At 69.2% G+C, this 16,753-nt stretch carries 13 protein-coding genes and 1 pseudogene; 8 read left to right on the top strand and 6 right to left on the bottom strand.

What is annotated here, in order from left to right:
• Positions 1–57 precede the first annotated feature (57 nt).
• The 3 genes from argS to J2W14_RS08090 all read left to right on the top strand — a co-directional run bounded on the left by argS (position 58) and on the right by J2W14_RS08090 (position 5,556).
• Entirely contained in the window at positions 58–1,947 is a 1,890-nt protein-coding gene (argS, locus tag J2W14_RS08100; protein WP_307460952.1) for an arginine--tRNA ligase, read from the top strand.
• A complete protein-coding gene (menD, locus tag J2W14_RS08095; protein ID WP_307460947.1) occupies positions 1,944–3,902 on the top strand; it encodes a 2-succinyl-5-enolpyruvyl-6-hydroxy-3-cyclohexene-1-carboxylic-acid synthase in 1,959 nt (652 codons plus the stop codon). The genes argS and menD overlap by 4 nt, the downstream gene beginning before the upstream one ends.
• A gap of 700 nt (positions 3,903–4,602) precedes the next feature.
• Positions 4,603–5,556: a hypothetical protein gene (locus J2W14_RS08090; RefSeq protein ID WP_307460944.1), complete on the top strand. Its 954-nt coding sequence runs from the start codon at positions 4,603–4,605 to the stop codon at positions 5,554–5,556.
• Positions 5,557–5,720: 164 nt separating this feature from the next.
• Here the strand turns inward: J2W14_RS08090 and J2W14_RS08085 are convergent, their stop codons facing one another.
• The 4 genes from J2W14_RS08085 to J2W14_RS08070 all read right to left on the bottom strand — a co-directional run bounded on the left by J2W14_RS08085 (position 5,721) and on the right by J2W14_RS08070 (position 9,920).
• Positions 5,721–6,524, bottom strand: a complete 804-nt coding sequence (locus J2W14_RS08085; RefSeq protein WP_307460941.1) for an amino acid ABC transporter ATP-binding protein — start codon at positions 6,522–6,524, stop codon at positions 5,721–5,723.
• An 11-nt stretch (positions 6,525–6,535) separates the two neighbouring features.
• Positions 6,536–7,327, bottom strand: coding sequence for an amino acid ABC transporter permease (locus tag J2W14_RS08080; protein ID WP_307460939.1), 792 nt, complete (start codon positions 7,325–7,327; stop codon positions 6,536–6,538).
• A gap of 93 nt (positions 7,328–7,420) precedes the next feature.
• Positions 7,421–8,224 carry an ABC transporter substrate-binding protein gene (locus J2W14_RS08075; protein ID WP_307460936.1) on the bottom strand — a complete coding sequence of 268 codons (804 nt, stop codon included), beginning with the start codon at positions 8,222–8,224 and terminating at the stop codon, positions 7,421–7,423.
• Positions 8,225–8,387: 163 nt separating this feature from the next.
• On the bottom strand, positions 8,388–9,920 hold the full coding sequence (locus tag J2W14_RS08070; protein WP_307460933.1) for an isochorismate synthase: 1,533 nt from the start codon (positions 9,918–9,920) through the stop codon (positions 8,388–8,390).
• Between the two features lie 129 nt (positions 9,921–10,049).
• Between J2W14_RS08070 and J2W14_RS08065 the strand changes: the two genes are divergently transcribed.
• The 4 genes and pseudogenes from J2W14_RS08065 to J2W14_RS08050 all read left to right on the top strand — a co-directional run bounded on the left by J2W14_RS08065 (position 10,050) and on the right by J2W14_RS08050 (position 14,576).
• Complete coding sequence (locus J2W14_RS08065) at positions 10,050–10,838, top strand: demethylmenaquinone methyltransferase (protein ID WP_307460931.1); 789 nt, start codon at positions 10,050–10,052, stop codon at positions 10,836–10,838.
• 12 nt (positions 10,839–10,850) lie between these two features.
• Positions 10,851–12,135, top strand: a pseudogene (locus J2W14_RS08060) (geranylgeranyl reductase family protein); the annotation flags it as partial.
• Between the two features lie 151 nt (positions 12,136–12,286).
• Positions 12,287–13,387 (top strand): polyprenyl synthetase family protein, encoded by a 1,101-nt coding sequence (locus tag J2W14_RS08055; RefSeq protein ID WP_307460927.1) that lies wholly within the window; start codon positions 12,287–12,289, stop codon positions 13,385–13,387.
• A gap of 367 nt (positions 13,388–13,754) precedes the next feature.
• On the top strand, positions 13,755–14,576 hold the full coding sequence (locus J2W14_RS08050) for an endonuclease domain-containing protein (protein ID WP_307460924.1): 822 nt from the start codon (positions 13,755–13,757) through the stop codon (positions 14,574–14,576).
• Positions 14,577–14,701: 125 nt separating this feature from the next.
• On the opposite strand, the gene J2W14_RS08045 is transcribed toward J2W14_RS08050, so the two are convergent.
• Both J2W14_RS08045 and J2W14_RS08040 read right to left on the bottom strand, forming a co-directional pair.
• Positions 14,702–15,130 carry a hypothetical protein gene (locus tag J2W14_RS08045; RefSeq protein ID WP_307460922.1) on the bottom strand — a complete coding sequence of 143 codons (429 nt, stop codon included), beginning with the start codon at positions 15,128–15,130 and terminating at the stop codon, positions 14,702–14,704.
• Positions 15,131–15,144: 14 nt separating this feature from the next.
• Positions 15,145–15,816, bottom strand: a complete 672-nt coding sequence (locus J2W14_RS08040; RefSeq protein ID WP_307460919.1) for a trimeric intracellular cation channel family protein — start codon at positions 15,814–15,816, stop codon at positions 15,145–15,147.
• A gap of 62 nt (positions 15,817–15,878) precedes the next feature.
• Here J2W14_RS08040 and J2W14_RS08035 point away from each other — a divergent pair, with 62 nt between their 5' ends.
• Positions 15,879–16,613, top strand: coding sequence for a sirohydrochlorin chelatase (locus J2W14_RS08035; protein WP_307460916.1), 735 nt, complete (start codon positions 15,879–15,881; stop codon positions 16,611–16,613).
• The last annotated feature ends 140 nt before the right edge of the window (positions 16,614–16,753 follow it).

The raw sequence follows: 16,753 nt of genomic DNA, 5'->3' as shown, positions 1-16,753 counted from the left end.
GGAGCGCCGGGGCGCGGGGGAACTGATAATTTGAACAGTGTGAATAATCCGGCCGAAATGGTTGTCCCCAGAGTCCAGGCAGCAATTGCCAGCGCGTTCGGCGAAGAGTACCGCGAGACCGACCCCGTGGTCCGGCCTTCGCAGTTCGCGGACATCCAGATCAACGCCGCCATGGCACTGGCCAAGAAGGTCGGCATGGCCCCGCGGGACGCCGCCGCCCGGATCGTCGAGGCCCTGGACCTGGACGGCATCTGCACCGCCGTCGAGATCTCCGGACCCGGCTTCATCAACCTCACCTTCGACGGGACCTGGATCGAGGAACTGCTCAACGCCGCGTCTCCCGGCGCCCCGGCCCTGCCGGCGGCGGAAGCCCAGCGCGTCGTCGTCGACTACTCCTCCCCGAACGTCGCGAAGGAAATGCACGTCGGGCACCTGCGCACCACGGTGGTGGGCGACAGCCTCGTGAAGGTGCTCGAGGCGCTGGGCGACACCGTGATCCGGCAGAACCACATCGGCGACTGGGGCACCCCGTTCGGCATGCTGATCGAGCACTGGCTGGAGATCGGCGAGGACTCCCCGGAGGCGGCGCTGCTGGTCGATGACCCCAGCGCGTTCTACCAGGCGGCCCGCGCCAAGTTCGACGCCTCCGCCACTGACGAGGACGGCTTCGCCACCCGCGCGCGGCAACGCGTCGTCGCACTGCAGAGCGGCGACGAGGAGACTTTCGCCGTCTGGCAGCGGCTCGTCGCCCAGTCCAAACGCTACTTCAACGCCATCTACTCGATGCTGGGCATCAGCCTCACCGACGACCACATCGCCGGCGAAAGCTCCTACGATGCCCATCTGGCACAGCTGTGCCAGGAACTCGAGGAACGCGGCATCGCCCGGATCAGCGACGGCGCCCTGTGCACCTTCCCGGCCGGCTTCACCGGCCGCGACGGCGAGCCGATGCCGCTGATCATCCGCAAGTCCGACGGCGGCTACGGCTACGGCACCACCGACCTCGCCACCATCCGGTACCGGGTCCGCGAGCTGGAGGCCAACCGTGTCCTGTACGTCGTGGGCGCGCCGCAGAACATGCACCTGCGGATGGTGATGGCCACGGCCCGGGAAGCCGGATGGCTGCCGGACACGGTGGAGGCCGTGCACGTGCAGATCGGCAACGTGCTGGGGGAGGACGGGAAGATCCTGAAGTCCCGCTCCGGCGCCCCGGTCAAGCTCATGGCCCTGCTGGAGGAGGCCGTGGACCGCGCCCGCGCCGTCATCGACGCCAGCCGGCCCGAACTCACCGAGGCGGAGCGCGCCGTGACCGCCCGGCAGGTGGGCATCGGCGCGGTCAAATACGCCGACCTCTCCGTGGGGCACGACACCGAGTACGTCTTCGACTTCGACCGGATGCTGGCCCTGAGCGGCAACACCGGACCGTACGTCCAGTACGCCGCCGCGCGGATCCGCTCGATCCTGCGCAAGGCCGGAGTGCTGGAGCGGTACACCGCCGTTGAAGCGGCGAGGATCGACGGCGGCACGCCGGGGACAAGCGCCGGGACCAGGATCGACGGCGGCACGGCGGCGACAACCGCGGGGACGGTAATCGATGGCGGCACGGCGGCGACAACAGGGGTGGCCGAAACTGCCGGGACCGACAGCGACGGTGGCATTCCCGCCACGCCGATCGCCGTCGTCGAACCCGCCGAACGCGCCCTGGCCCTGCACCTTCTCGAGTACGGCGCCACGCTGCACAAGGTGCGCGAGGCGCTGGAGCCGCACCGGCTGTGCACCTACCTGTTCGAACTCGCGCAGCTGTTCACGGCTTTCTACGACCAGTGCCCGGTGCTGAAGTCCGAGGATTCGGTCCGGGAGTCGCGGCTCGCCCTGTGCGCCCTGGTGTTGCACCGGCTGTCCGAGGGCCTGGACCTGCTCGGCATCGAGACGCCGGAGAACATGTGAGTTCGGAGGAGCTGGGCGCGGAGGAGCTGAGCGCGCTGGATGCCGCCCGGATCGCCGTCGCGGCCCTGCTGCTCGAGGGGGTCCGCTACGTGGTGGTCGCGCCGGGCTCGCGCTCCGCGCCGATGGCCTACGCCCTGGCCGAGGCCGACGCCGCCGGCCGGGTCGAGCTGCTGGTCCGGATCGACGAGCGCGACGCCGGCTTCACCGCCCTGGGCCTGGCCCTCGCCACGGGTGCGCCCGCGGCGGTGCTGACCACCTCCGGGACCGCCGTCGGCAATCTCCTGCCGGCGGTGATGGAGGCCAACCACGCCGCCGTCCCGCTCGTGGTGATCTCGGCCGACCGTCCCGAGGAACTCCGCGGGACCGGCGCCAACCAGACCACGGCGCAGCTGGACCTGTTCGGGGAGCATGTCCGTTTCGCCGCCGACGTGCCCGCCGGCAGCGACCCGCGGCGCGCCGTCGAGACCGCGCTGAGCGCCGCCACCGGCGCCTTCGAGGACACCCCGCCCGGGCCGGTGCAGCTCAACCTGGCCTTCCGCGACCCGCTCGTTCCCGCGCCCGGGGACCGGCTGCCGCCCGAGTCCGGCCGCCGCGTGTACCGCGCGCCGCGCGGTCCGCTGGCCCTCGATTTCCCGCCCGCCTCGCCCGGCCTGCCGGAACGGCGCACGGTGGTGCTGGCCGGGCACGACGCCGGTCCGGTCGCCGAGGCGTTCGCCCGCGCCCACGGCCTGCCGCTGCTGGCCGAGCCGTCCTCCAACGCGCGGTTCGGGCCCAACGCGGTGGGACCCTACCGGATTGTCCTGGATGCGTTCGGCCCGGAGTCCGCGCAGCCGATCGAGCGCGTGGTCCTCTTTGGCCGGCCCACGCTTTCCAGGCCGGTGAGTGCCCTGCTGGCCCGTGCCGACGTCCCCTCGGCGCTGTACCAGCCGGTGCCGGTGGCCTGGTACGAGCCGGGCCGCCGCACCGAACTCCCGCTCGACAACTTGGGCGACCTCGCCGACTTCGCCGGCCGAGGCTCCGCGGCGTGGCTGGATGCCTGGCTCCTGGCCGGGGCCGCCGCGCAGCACGCGGTGGATGTGGTGCTGTCCGGGACTGCGGCTGGGGGTGCTGGGCCTGCGTCGGGGGCCGGGACCGCTTCGCCCGCCGCGACGGGGCCTGGCTCGGGGGCCGGACCCGCTTCAGCCGGGCCTGCTGCGGCCGAGACTGGCGCGACGGGGACTGGCGCGGCCGGACCCGAGGTGACCGGTTCTGCCGGGCCTGGGCCCGGGGCCGGCGCGACCGGTCCTGCGGCTACCGGGCCCGGGGCTGGGACCGGGCCCGCTGCCACCGGACCTGTAGCGACCGGACCAGCCGTCGGCGCCCTGGTCTGGGAGCATACACGCGGGCAGCTCGTGCTCGGCTCCTCCAACGGGATCCGCGACGTCGATCTCGCCGGAACGCCCGCCTCCGAGCCGGCCGCCGTCGTCTTCGCCAACCGCGGCCTCTCCGGCATTGACGGGACCCTCGCCACGGCCACCGGGATCGCTCTGGCCGGCCGGCAGGAAACCACGGTGCTGCTGGGCGACGTCACCTTCCTGCACGACGCCGGCGGCCTCCTGCTCGGCGCCGGGGAGGAGGAGCCTACGCTGCGGATCGTGGTCCTCAACGACGCCGGCGGGGCCATCTTCGGGCTGCTGGAGCACGGCGAGGTCGAGGCCGCGGGACGCTACGGCACCGCCGTCGAACGCCTCTTCGGGACCCCGCACAGCGTGAATCTTGGGGCACTCGCGGCCGCGTACGGCGTCGCGCACCGCTCGGTCAGCACCACGGCGGAGCTCGCAGCGGCGCTGGCGGAACCGTGGAAGGGCCGCAGCATTATCGAGGTTCACACGGACCGGCATGGACTGCGGGACCTGCACGTCCGCATCCGGGCCGCCGTGACCGCCGCCGTGGCCGGGGTCCTCGCCGCGCAGTAGCCCGGCCGCGCGTTAGCCCGCCGCGATTCCGCTGCGGTTGCGGGCTGGCACGCAGCACGGCCGCTGGCGGTTTCGGGCTGGCGAGCGCGACGCCAGAACGACCAGCCCAGGGGAGCTAAGAGTGCGGTCGTCCTGCAAGGCGAGGACAGCGGCGCCCGCGATGCGCCACGAGCCCGGCGACGCGCTACGAACCCTGCGATGCGCTACGAACCCTGCGATGCGGAACGCGCCTCGTGACGCGCCCAATACCGTGCGCGCTCGTATACCCGCCGCGTCAGGATTTGCGCGCCGCGCACAACGGGAACCGCATCGCAGGATGAGGGAGCGCCCGCGCGCACCGAGTCCAGCGAGGCGGAACGCAGCCGGCGATCCGATGCGCATCTGTCGCTGCGGAGCGTGCCCAGCGACGCGGAACGAGCTTCGTGACGCGCCGAATAGCCTGCGCGCTCGTATACCCGCAGCGTCAGGACTTCAGGGCCGCGCACAACGGGAACCGCATCGCAGGATGGGGGGAGCACCCGCACAGCGGGAACCGCATCGCAGGATGAGGGAGCAGGGAGCACGCATGAGCGTGGCCCGCGTCGAGTCGGGAACCAGCCGCGTCCGGTGGTCCGCGTCGCGGAGCGGGAACCGCGTCGGGTTATCCACATGGCCGCGCCGGTGCATGGTGCGGCCGCCCCTGGGCTGGGACGTTCGTTTCATGAAAGAGCTGCCAAAATTGATCCTCACCCGCGAGAACATCCAGCAAGGGCGGACCCCAAAAGAGCTTGCCAGCCGCTGCCGCTCCGGCGCCCTGGTCCGAGTGCGTCGCGGTGTCTATGTCGACGGGGGCGTCTGGCGGGCCTTGAAACCTTGGGAGCAGTACCGCGTCCGGGTCAGTGCAGCGGCGGAGACCTTTGTTGCGCCGACCATCTTCGCCTGGCACTCCGCCGCTTCAGTGTGGCGAATTCCGACCATCGGACTACGGCATCCCGTGCATGCACTGACCCTGCAGAACGACGGTGGACGCTCGCGGGCGGGAGTACTGCGGCACTATGTCCCGAAGGCCGGATTGAAGTGCGTCCGGCGGGACGGGCTCTTGGTGACCGGGAGACTTCGCACGGTGCTGGATATCGCTGCCTTCTCACCGTTTGTCGAGGCTGTGGTCCCTATCGACCACGTGCTCAAACCGGACGTTGCCCAGGGTCTGCCAGCTCTCACGAAGCAGCAGCTCTTGGCGGGAATCGACGGCAATTACACCGAGGCTGCCGGGAGACGGATCAGGGCGGCAGTGGCGTTTGCCGATTCGCGGTCCGGTTCTCCGGGCGAGTCGTACAGCCGGACTCTCATGTGGGTGGCGGGGTTCGAGGCGCCGGAACTCCAGCACGAGATACGCGATGGGTCTGGGCTCGTCGGCTACACGGACTACTACTGGGACAGTGTGCGGGTAGCTGGCGAGTTCGACGGCATCGAAAAGTACGTCAAACCCGAATATCTGAACGGCCGGACTATTTCGCAGGCCGTGGTCGAGGAGAAGGCCAGAGAGGACAGGATCCGTGCACTGGGAAACGGCGTCGTCCGCTGGGTCTGGGCCGACCTGATGGCAGCCGGCCAGCTCGAAAGTAAGCTGGCAGCGGCTGGTGTGCCCCGGCGTCGTGCACGCTCTGCGCGGTGACAGTGACGCGGCAACCTGCCTCATGACCCGCAACCTGCCTTATGACGCACAAAAGCCCTGACGCTGCCGTATTCCGGTAGCGTCAGGGCTTTTGCGCATCACCAGGCGTAACACGCATCGCCAGGCGTAACGCGCCGCGCAAGGTGGCGCGCCGGGGGAGGGATCTACTCCGTGATGTCGATGTGGGTCGGGTCGAGCACGCGGCGGAGGAATTCCTTGGTGCGGGCGTGGGCGGGGGAGCTGATGACCTTCTCGGCCACACCTTGCTCCACTACGACACCGCCGTCCATGAAGACCACACGGTCGGCGACCTCGCGGGCGAAGCCCATTTCGTGGGTCACCACCAGCATGGTCATGCCTTCCCTGGCCAGGTTCCGCATGACCGAAAGGACATCGCCTACGGTCTCTGGGTCCAGGGCCGAGGTGGGCTCGTCGAAGAGCATCAGCTCGGGGTCCATGCTCAGGGCCCGGGCGATGGCCACGCGCTGCTGCTGCCCGCCGGAGAGCTCGTCCGGGAAACGGTCCGCGAGGTGCCCCAGACCGACGCGCTCCAGGTTCTTCCGGGCCGCCGCCGAGGCATCGGCCTGGCTGCGCTTGAGCACCTTGGTCTGCGCGATCGTGCAGTTCTGCAGAGCGCTGAGGTGCGGGAAGAGGTTGAACTGCTGGAACACCATGCCCACCTTGCGGCGCATCTTGTCGATGTCCACATCCGGGTCGGTGGATTCGAAACCGCCCACGTGGATGGTGCCCTGGTTCGGTTGTTCGAGCAGGTTCACGCAGCGCAGCAGGGTCGATTTGCCCGAGCCCGAGGGCCCGATCAGGCAGACGACCTCGCCGGGGGCAACCTCGAGGTCGATCCCCTTCAGCACTTCGTTGGAGCCGTAGGACTTCCGCAGGTCCTTGATGGAGACCCCGGCGGCGTGGACGGCTCCGCTGGGGGAGGGGGCGTTCTGTACGACGTCGTTCATGACTGTCCTGCCTATCGCTTCGTCCGCGCGGAGCGGCTTTCGAACTTCCGGGCCAAGAGGCTCAGCGGGATGGTGATCACCAGGTAGAGGGCGCCGGCGATCAGGAGCGGGGTCAGACCCGCGCCGAGGCTGGAGATGCCGTCGCGGCCGAACTTCGTGAGCTCGTACTGCGAGGCGGTCAGGCCCAGCACGTAGATCAGCGAGGAGTCCTTGGTCAGCAGGATGACCTCGTTGGTCAGCGGCGGCAGGACGATCCGGAAGGCCTGCGGGATGACGATGGAGATCATCGCCCGCCACTGCGGCATGCCCAGGGAACGGGCGGCCTCCATCTGGCCCTTCGGCACGGCCTGCAGGCCGGCGCGCAGGGTTTCGGCGATGTAGGCCGCGGCCACCATGCCGAGCGAGACCATGGCCACCACGGTCACGTTCCAGGAGACACCGAAGGCCAGCGGCACGCCGTAGCCGAACGCGATGAACACCAGCAGGGCCGGGACGCCGCGGAAGAACTCGATGTAGCCGGTGGCGATCCAGCGGTACAGCGGGAACGAGGAGAGCTTCATCAGCGCCAGCAGCAGGCCGCCGGACAGGCCCACGATGAAGCCCAGGGCGGTGTAGATCAGGGTGTTCTTCAGGCCCACCAGGATGATGTCCGGGAACATCGGGCCGACCTTGGCGAAGTTGAAGACGCTGTTGCTGATGGTCTCCCAGTCCGTGGCCAGGATCAGGGCGATCACGGCCACCACAAAGATTCCGGCCTGGACGTACAGGCTGACTTTGGCTCGTTGACGTGCGGTCATTGCCATGGTGTTCTCACATTCGTTTCGCGCAGATGAGGCCCCGTACGGACTGTTGTACAGCGGTACGGGGCCTCAACTGCGTAGGTCTCAGGCCGGGTGCTACTTGGAGGGTTCGCCGAACCAGGTGGTCTCGAACTTTGCCAAGGTGCCGTCGTCGGTCAGGCGCTTGAGCGTGCCGTTGACCTGGGTGGCCATGGCGGTGTTGCCCTTCTTGATGGCGATGCCCAGCTTTTCACCGGTGGCGTAGTTCTCCACGCGCTTGAAATTGGAGTCATCCTTGATGGCGTAGCCGAGGACGGACTGGTTGCCCAGGGCGGCGTCGATGGTGCCGGCCTTGAGTGCCTGGACCAGGAGTCCGGTGTCCTCGAACTGCTGCGCGTCGAGGCCCTGATCCTTCGCGTACTGGGCGCCGGTGGTGGCCTGCTGGACGCCGACCTTCTTGCCCTTGGCGCCGTCGATGTTGGTAATGCCTGACGCCTCGCTGGCCACGAGGGTCAGGTCGTCGTCGAGGTACGGGTCGGAGAAGTCCATGACCGACTTGCGGGTGTCCGTGATGGAAATGGAGGAGATGGAGACGTCGCACTGGGTCAGCGCGGTACCGGTCTCGATGGCCTCGAAGGAGCTGTCGACGACACTGAGTTCGGCCTTCATGTCCTTGGCCACCTCGGCGGCGATGTCCATGTCGAAGCCGACGATCTTGCCGTCCTGCTGGAATTCGAACGGCTCGTAGGGCACATCCGAGCAGACGGTCAGCTTGCCGGCGTTGATGAGCTGGATGCCGCCTTCGGAGGTGGCTGCGGGGGTCGAACCGCCGCCGCAGGCCGTGAGCGTGAGGGCGCCGGCGGCGAGGAGTGCGGCTGCCTTGGCGGCCACCTTTGCCGAGGCGAGGGACTTGAGCTGCATGGTTTTTTACCTCTTGTTGCAGGAGCAGACGTGACTTAGTCGGCTTATAGTGTAACGCCGAATACGAGATGTGCATCACAGGAAACTTAGTTTCACCATTGGATAACTATTGATGACACTAGTGCAAGCCCCCGCGGGCGGGAGGTGTCTCCTATTCCGGACTCTAGCTGTTGATGCCGAGGGACTCCAGCATCGGCCGGAACTTCGCCCAGGTTTCCGCGAGCTCGGCTTCCGGAACCGAGCCCTCGACGACGCCGCAGCCGGCGTACAGCCGCACGGTCTCCGGGGACTCGATGACGGCGCCGCGCAGCGCGATGCCCCATTCGCCGTTGCCGGCCGCGTCGAGCCAGCCGACCGGTCCGGCGTACGGCCCGCGGTCCAGGTGCTCCAGCTTGCGGATCAGCGCGCCCGCGACTTGGGTTGGTGTGCCGCAGACCGCCGCCGTGGGATGCAGGGCGTTGATCAGCGCGAGGCAGGTGGGCACGTGGCCTTCGACCTCGGCGAGTTCCGCCTTCACATCCGAGGCGAGGTGCCAGACGTTGGGCAGCTCCAGGATGAAGGGTTCGCTGTGCGCGTTCATCGCCTCCGAGAACGGTGCCAGCTGCGTGGTCAGGGACTGGATGGCGATGTCGTGTTCGTGCCGCTGTTTCTCGGATCCGGCCAGCACCCGCTCGGCGAACTCCAGCGGCGAGCCGTCCATGCCGTCGGCGTCGCGGCGGTCCAGGGTGCCGGCCAGGACCCGCGCCTGCGCGGTGCGGCCCTCGACCTGGATCAGCATCTCCGGTGTCGCGCCGACGAGCCCGTCCACCCCGTAAGTCCAGCATTCGCGGTAGCGGACGGCGAGCTGGCGGAGGATTTCGGCGGCGTTCACCCCGGCCGGGACGGTGGCCACGATGTCGCGGGCCAGTACAAGCTTCTCCAGCGCCCCGGTGCGGATCTCCGCCACGCCCGCGGCGACGGCCGCCATCCAGTCTTCTTCGCTGAGCGACCCGGTGTGCAGGGTGGCCCCGGCGGCCAGCGGCATGGGGCGCACGACGGCGCCGCCCGCCGGCGCGGCGGAGGTCCCGGCGGTGCCGTCCCCGGCTGTGCCGATCGCGGCGGTGCCGTCCATAACGGAGCCGGTTCCCGGCGTCGGGCCCGCAGTCAGGGTGGCGTCAACCAGGGGGCGGTCAACAAGCGTGCCACGGGCAAGGAGCGTGCCGTCCGCCATGCTGCCAGCACCAGCACTGCCGCCGGCACCGACGTTGCCGCCCGCACCAGCGTTCCCGCCGCTGAGCCAGCGGTCCAGGGCGGCGCGGGCGCCCGCTTCGGTGAGGTCGCCGTCGTCGAACGTCATCTGGGTGAGCCAGGCCTTGCCGTCACGCAGCCCGACAACGATTTCGGGCACGATCAGGCGCGATTCGTGCGCGGAGGCTTTGGAGAAGGCGAACGAGCCGAAGGCGACGGGGCCGGTGCCGGGCCAGCCGACGGGGTCGTCGATCTCGGCCTCGATGACCAGGTGGCGCCACCAGATGTCCGCCTCGAGGAAACGCTCGGGTCCCGTGGCGGTGAACCGGGCCACCTCGCCGAAGCCGACCAGGCCGGCTTCGCGGCGGGTCCAGCAGAGGAGGTCGTCCCGGACCAGAAACGACGGCAGCCCCCCGGGGAATGATTCTGCATCGAGGGGGACTGTCAAGGTTCGGAACGCGCTCGTCATAGTGAGACCACACTACTCCCGACGCGCCGGAGGCCCCGCCGCAGGCACAACACGGCGCCACGGACGCCCGGTTCAGCCCCAGTTCAGGCGTGGTTAGGGTGTGTGCTGATCATTTGAGACACTGTAAGGGTGAACCGAGCATCCTTGGATAAGCGTCCGGACGAAGTAGCCACGATGTTTGACGACGTCGCCCCCAAATACGACGTCGTCAACGATGTCCTGTCGATGGGGCAGACGCGCCGTTGGCGCAAGGTTGTGGTCGAAGCCATGGATGTGAAGCCCGGCCAGCGGGTGCTCGATCTCGCCGCCGGCACAGGCACCTCCAGCGAACCATATGCCGACGCCGGCATAGATGTGATCGCCTGCGATTTCTCGCTGGGCATGCTCAAGGTCGGCAAGCGTCGCCGCCCCGACATCGACTTCATCGCCGGGGACGCCACGCGCCTGCCCTTCGCGGACAACACCTTCGATGCCAGCACCATCTCCTTCGGCCTGCGCAACGTCAACGAGCCGAAGAAGGCCCTGGCCGAGATGCTCCGGGTCACCAAGCCCGGCGGCAAGCTGGTCATCGCCGAGTTCTCCCAGCCCGTGGTGCCGCTGTGGCGGACCATGTACACCGAGTACCTGATGCGCGCGCTGCCCGCGATCGCCGTCAAGGTCTCTTCCAACCCGGACGCCTACGTCTACCTCGCCGAGTCCATCCGTGCCTGGCCGGACCAGGACCACCTCGCGGCCTGGCTGCAGGAAGCCGGCTGGGACAAGGTTTCCTACCGCAACCTCAGCGGCGGCATCGTCGCCGTGCACCGCGGCGTCAAGCCCGGCGCCGAGGCCGGCCCCTCCGCGGCCGCCGCGGCGCTGGCCGCCCACACCGGACCGGTGGCGAAGCTGCGCCGCAACATCACCCGGCCCGCGCGTTAGTTCGTCGCCGCCGTGAAAGTACTGATCGTCGGAGCAGGTCCGGCCGGATCCACTGCCGCCTACTACCTGGCGCAGGCGGGCATCGACGTCACGGTGCTGGAGAAAACCAGCTTCCCCCGGGAAAAGGTCTGCGGCGACGGGCTCACCCCCCGCGCCGTCCGCGAGATCCAGAAGCTCGGCCTGCCGCACCCCGAAGCCGACGGCTGGCGCCGCAACAAGGGCCTGCGCCTGCTCGCCGGCGGCCGCAGCATCGAACTGCCCTGGCCCGAGGTCTCCGACTTCCCGCAGTACGGCCTGATCCGCACCCGGCTCGGCTTCGATGAGGAGCTGGCCCGGCACGCCCAGTCCGCGGGCGCCGTCGTGCTTGAACGCCACAGCGTCACCGAGGCCCTGCGCTCCGACGACGGCCGCGTCACCGGGGTCCGCGCAGCCCTGCTGGACGAGTCCGGCCGCAAGACGGGGGAGACCCGCGACTTCGCCGCCGACGTCGTCCTCGCCGCTGACGGGAACTCCAGCCGCACCGCCGTGTCGCTGGGGATCCGCAAGCGCGACGACCGTCCGCTCGGCGTCGCCGTCCGCACCTATTTCACCTCCCCGCGGCACGACGACGACTGGATGGAAGGCTGGCTGGAGCTCCCCGGCCGCGACGGCAAGCTGCTGCCCGGCTACGGCTGGGTGTTCGGCGTCGGCGACGGCACCTCCAACGTGGGCCTCGGCATCCTGAACTCGTCCAAGGAATTCGGCAAGCTGGACTACAAGCAGGTCCTGCGCGAATGGACCGCCGGCATGCCCGCCGAATGGGGCTTCACGCCGGAAAACCAGGTCGGCGAGATCCGCGGCGCCGCGCTACCGATGGGCTTCAACCGCACCCCGCACTACTCGCCCGGGCTACTGCTGCTCGGCGACGCCGGCGGGATGGTCTCCCCGTTCAACGGCGAGGGCATCTCCTACGCCATGGAGTCGGCCCGGTTCGCGGCCGAGTTCATCATCGACGGCGCCGCCCGTTCGGCCTCCGCGGGCTGGGGCCCGGCCGACGGCGACGCGCACCTGTCGCGGTACGCGGACTACGTGCGGGACCAGTGGGGTTCGCACTTCACCCTGGGCCGCGCCTTCGCGGCCCTGATCGGCAAGCCGGCCGTGATGAAACTGGCCCTCCGGACGGGCATGCCCATTCCTGTGCTGATGCGTTTTGTGGTGCGGCTGCTGGCCAACCTGACCGATCCCGCGGCCAAGGGCTTCGAGGACCGCGTCATCCGGGTGCTCGAATCGCTGGTCCCGGCGACGTCCAACCAGGGCCTGGCCCGGGCGGACGCTGCCGGTGCGGGCGCTGCCAGTGCGGGCCCGGCGCACGCCGGCCCGGCCTCCGGCGACGCCCCTGCGCACGGCGACACCCCGACCCACACCGGCGCCAACTCCGCGGTTTCCGCAACAAAAGTTAGGGTTAACCCGTGACCAACTCTGCAGACCAAAGCTGGACGCACGCCGGACACGGCCTGCCGAGCTCCGAGCCCAGCCTCAACACCACCGCGATCGCCACCGGATTGCAGCTGCCGGCCGGCTTTGCCGCGATCGCGGGCGACCCCGAACTGGGGCCGGCGATCACCACCAACCTGGCCCGCGTGGAGAAGAAGCTGCGCGAGGCCATCGCCAACTCCGATCCGCTGGCTGACGCGACGTCGCGCCACCTCGTGGAAGCCGGCGGCAAGCGCATCCGCCCCTTGCTGACCTTGCTCTGCGCGCACCTGGGTGACGCCTCCCGGCCCGCCGTAGTGCAGGCCGCCGTCGTCGTCGAACTGACGCACCTGGCGACGCTCTACCACGACGACGTGATGGACTCCGCGCCGTTCCGCCGCGGCGCCCCCACGGCGCACGAGGTCTGGGGCAACTCCGTCGCGGTCCTCACCGGCGACCTGATCTTTGCCCGCGCCTCCATCCTGGTCTCCGAACTCGGCTCCCGCGCCCTCGGCATCCAGGCCCGCACCTTTGAGCGGCTCTGCCTGGGCCAGCTGCACGAAACCGTCGGCCCGCGTCCGGACGAGGACCCGGTGGAACACTACCTGTCGGTCATCGCGGACAAGACCGGCTCGCTCGTGGCCGCCTCCGGCCAGCTCGGCGCGATCTTCTCCGGCGCCGACGAGGCCTACGAGCCGATGCTGGTCGAGTACGGCGAAAAGGTGGGCGTCGCCTTCCAGCTCGCCGACGACGTCATCGACGTCACCGGCGTCAAGGTCAAGTCCGGCAAGTCCCCGGGCACCGACCTGCGCGAAGGCGTGCCGACCCTGCCCGTGCTGCTGCTGCGCAAGAAGGCCGAGAACGGCGACCAGTCCGCCGTCGAGCTCCTGAAGCTCATCGACGGCGACCTCAGCTCCGACGAGGCCCTCGCCGCCGCGGTTGCCGGCCTGCGCGAGCACCCTGTGACGGCGGAATCCTGGGTGGTGGCCCGCGCCTGGGCGCAGGAGGCCATTGCCGCGCTCGCGCCGCTGCCCGAGGGTGTCGTGAAGGACTCGCTGACCAACTTCGCGCTGGCCGTGGTGGACCGCGCCAGCTGACTCTACGGGCTCCGGCTTAAACGGAATGGCCCCGGTTCCTGCAACGTTTCGAGTCATCCGTTGCGTCGAACCGGGGCCATTTCTCCGTTCGCATCAGATCCACCGGAGGCATTTGGTGAACCCATGAATGAGCATATGACAGAAGTGTCACGCTGTCTAGGGATTCTGTAAATCCAGTGTCACACGATTGTTCGGGGACGCCTGATGGACTTTCCCCACGTTTCAACGTTTCCATCACCAAACCCCGGGCCTTTCGCTGCGGCACGCCGTTGGGGTGTCTGATAGGTGGGGAAATTCGGCGGAGAGTTTGTCCACATAGTCCAACTGCCGGTTCTACGACGTGGGCACCGCCGGGTCTGCTGGAGGCATGGACCTCACCGAGTATTTGAGATACGCCGGCTCGGTGGCCCGGACGGCGACGCTGTTGCAGGCCGGATTCACCGAGCGAACCATCAGAAACACCCTGGCTTCCGGGCAGGCGGTGCGGTTGCGGCACGGAGTAGTGGCCCTGCACGATGCGCAGCCGGACCTCGTTGCCGCCGTCCTGGCCAACGGTCTGCTGTGCTGCGCCTCGGCGGCCCCCCACCACGGGCTCTGGAGACTTTTTGCCCCCGCGCGGCTGCACCTTCTGTGCCGGCATGGCTCGGCTGCCGGCGTCGTGGTTCATCGTGGCAGTGTGGTGCCGCCGGAGTTTCCGCGCCCGGTGGCCGGGCTGACCGACTCGTTGTTGCATGCCGTGAGATGCCTGCCAGCCGTGGAAGCCGCGGTCATGGTGGAAAGCGCCCTGGTGCAGGGCCGCACCACGCTCGGCTATCTCGGGCAACGCCTTCCGGGAAATCGAAACGGAGGGGCCCGCAGAGTCCTGGAGCTAGTCGACGGAACCGCGGACTCTGCGATAGAAGTTGTGGCCAGGCTGCTGTTCCGGAGTGAAGGGATCTACACCCAGACGCAGGTGGACCTGCCAGGAATCGGCATCGTGGATTTTCTGCTGGAAGGCTTCCTCATCGTGGAGATCGATGGAGGCACGCACCTGGAAGCCCGGCAGGTCAAGAAAGACCGGCTGAGGAACAATGCCAGCACAATCGCCGGCTACGCCGTACTCCGGTACGGGTACCAGGACGTTGTCTACAACCCGCAGAAGATCGTCCGGGAAGTGTGGCAGGTTCTGCGGGGCCGGGTGGTGCGCTGAGATTCCCCACTTTCGGCTTCCCGCCGGCCGGGATCCCCGGCGGTTCGGGGCAACACACGGGCTGTGCCAGTCAAAGGTGGGGAGAATCCGCCGGCCGGCGTGGCGGTGGCCCGGGGGCCCGGGGCTTAGTCCTCGTCCTCGTCGTTGAAGGCCCACTCGAACATGTCGAAGACGAACTCGGAGAACGTGCCCTCTTCGCTCTTCCACTGGCCGCGGGCGTTGTTGCGGCGGTACACGATCGGATCCGGGACACTGAGGTCGCCGACCCGGAAACCCCAGGTGAACTGTTCTTCCTCGTCCTCGAGGAACATGAGGAAGCCTTCGTCATCAACTTCGAGCTCTTCGGGGTCCCAGAAGTAGTGGTACGCCTCCATGATGTCCTCGCAGCCGCCGACCGCGAGGTAGAACTCCCGCAGCACCTGCGGCACCTGGAACTGGTGCTCGGCGAGGGCCTCGTCCAGCTCCTCGGCCTCGAGGCCATCCTCTTCCTGCCATTCGTCTTCGAGATACTTCGGAACAAGCGCGCGGAACTTCTCGAGGAACATGTCAGTCATGGTTCTTATCCTAGCTAATCCTTGGGCCCGCCATCCGCCGCGTTCAGGCCGAGCCGGTGCCAGCCTCGGACCGCCAGCGGCGCGTACCACTTCCGCCGCCAGGCCGTGACGCGGAAGGCGAAAACGACGGCTGCGACGGCACCCGCGGTGAACGCGTTAAATGTGCCGGTGACGGACAGGGCCACGGTCAGGACCGCCCCCGCAAACGCCGGCAGGGCGTAGATGTCCTTGGGGTCGAACAGCTGGGGCACCTCATTGGCGGTGATGTCGCGCAGCAGTCCTCCGCCCACCGCCGTCGTGACCCCCAGCAGCACCGCCGCGACCGGGTTCATCCCGGCGTCCAGCGCCTTGAGGGTTCCGGTGATGCAGAAGAGCGCCAGGCCGCCGGCGTCGAACAGGATGAGCAGCGAGGTGTAGCGCTGGACGCTGGAGAACAGGAAGTACACCAGCACCGCGGCGAGCAGCGGCGGCGCCAGGTAGGCCGGGTTGGTGAAGGCCGCGGGCGGGCCGGCGTTGATGATGATGTCGCGGATGACGCCGCCGCCCAGGCTCACCACCGAGGCCAGCAGCAGGGAGCCGACGATGTCGAACTGTTTCCGTGCTGCGAGCAGGGACCCGGAGACCGCGAAGAAGAAGACCCCGGCCAGGTCCAGCCAGAGCAGGACAACGCTAAAGGAAAAAGTCATGGAGGGTCCCGGTGGGATAGCAAGGGGGCGGATGGGGCGGGTCCAAGGTTACGCTAACGGCTATGAATAGCCCCATCCTGATCGCCTGCGCCCACGGCACCTCGAGCACCGAGGGTGCCGCCGAAGTCAACGCCCTCCGGGACGGGATCGCCGCGCTGCGGCCCGGACTCGACGTCCGCGAGGCCTACGTCGACGTCCAGGACCCCGAGCTGCCGGACGTCGTCGCGGGCCTGCCGGCGGGGGAGACCGCCGTCGTCGTCCCGCTGCTGCTGAGCGTCGGCTACCACGTCAAGGTGGACATCGCCCGGGCCGTCAAGAGCCGCCCGAACACCCGCGCCGCCGCCCCGCTGGGGCCCGATCCGCGGCTCGCCGCGCTGCTGGACGTCCGGCTCCGGGAGGCGGGCGTGACCGACAACGACGCCGTGATCCTCGCCGCTGCGGGGTCCTCCGACCCCACCGCCGCGCAGAACGTCGAGGTGCTCACGGAGCAGCTGCGCGCGCTGCGGTCCAACCGCATCGTGGCCGCGTACGGTGCGTCCGCGAAGCCGTCGGTGCCCGAGGCCGTGGCCATGCTCCGCGAGGAGGCCGCGGGCGGCGCCGGCGCGGGGGAGTCTGCCGGGGCAGTCGATTTGGGCGGACGCGTGGTCATTGCCGCCTACCTGCTGGCACCGGGCTTCTTCCACGACCAGCTCGGCAAGGCCGGCGCGGACCTCGTCACGGCGGCGCTGCTGCCGTCGCCGGTGCTCGCCGAGATCGCGCTGGAACGCTACGACGCCGCGCTCGCGGCCGGCGCCTGACCCGGGGGCGACCCGCCGCCGTCGTGCGCCCGGGCCGCACCGCCTCCGCAACCGCCTCGCCCCGGGCACGGCCTGACCCGCCGCCGTCGGGCGCCCGGCGTCCGGCGCCTGACGCACCCGCCCCATGCACACCGCCCGCG

This window comes from Pseudarthrobacter oxydans, from assembly GCF_030812335.1.
Classification (GTDB): domain Bacteria; phylum Actinomycetota; class Actinomycetes; order Actinomycetales; family Micrococcaceae; genus Arthrobacter; species Arthrobacter oxydans_B.
This window is presented reverse-complemented; position numbering and strand designations above follow the sequence as displayed.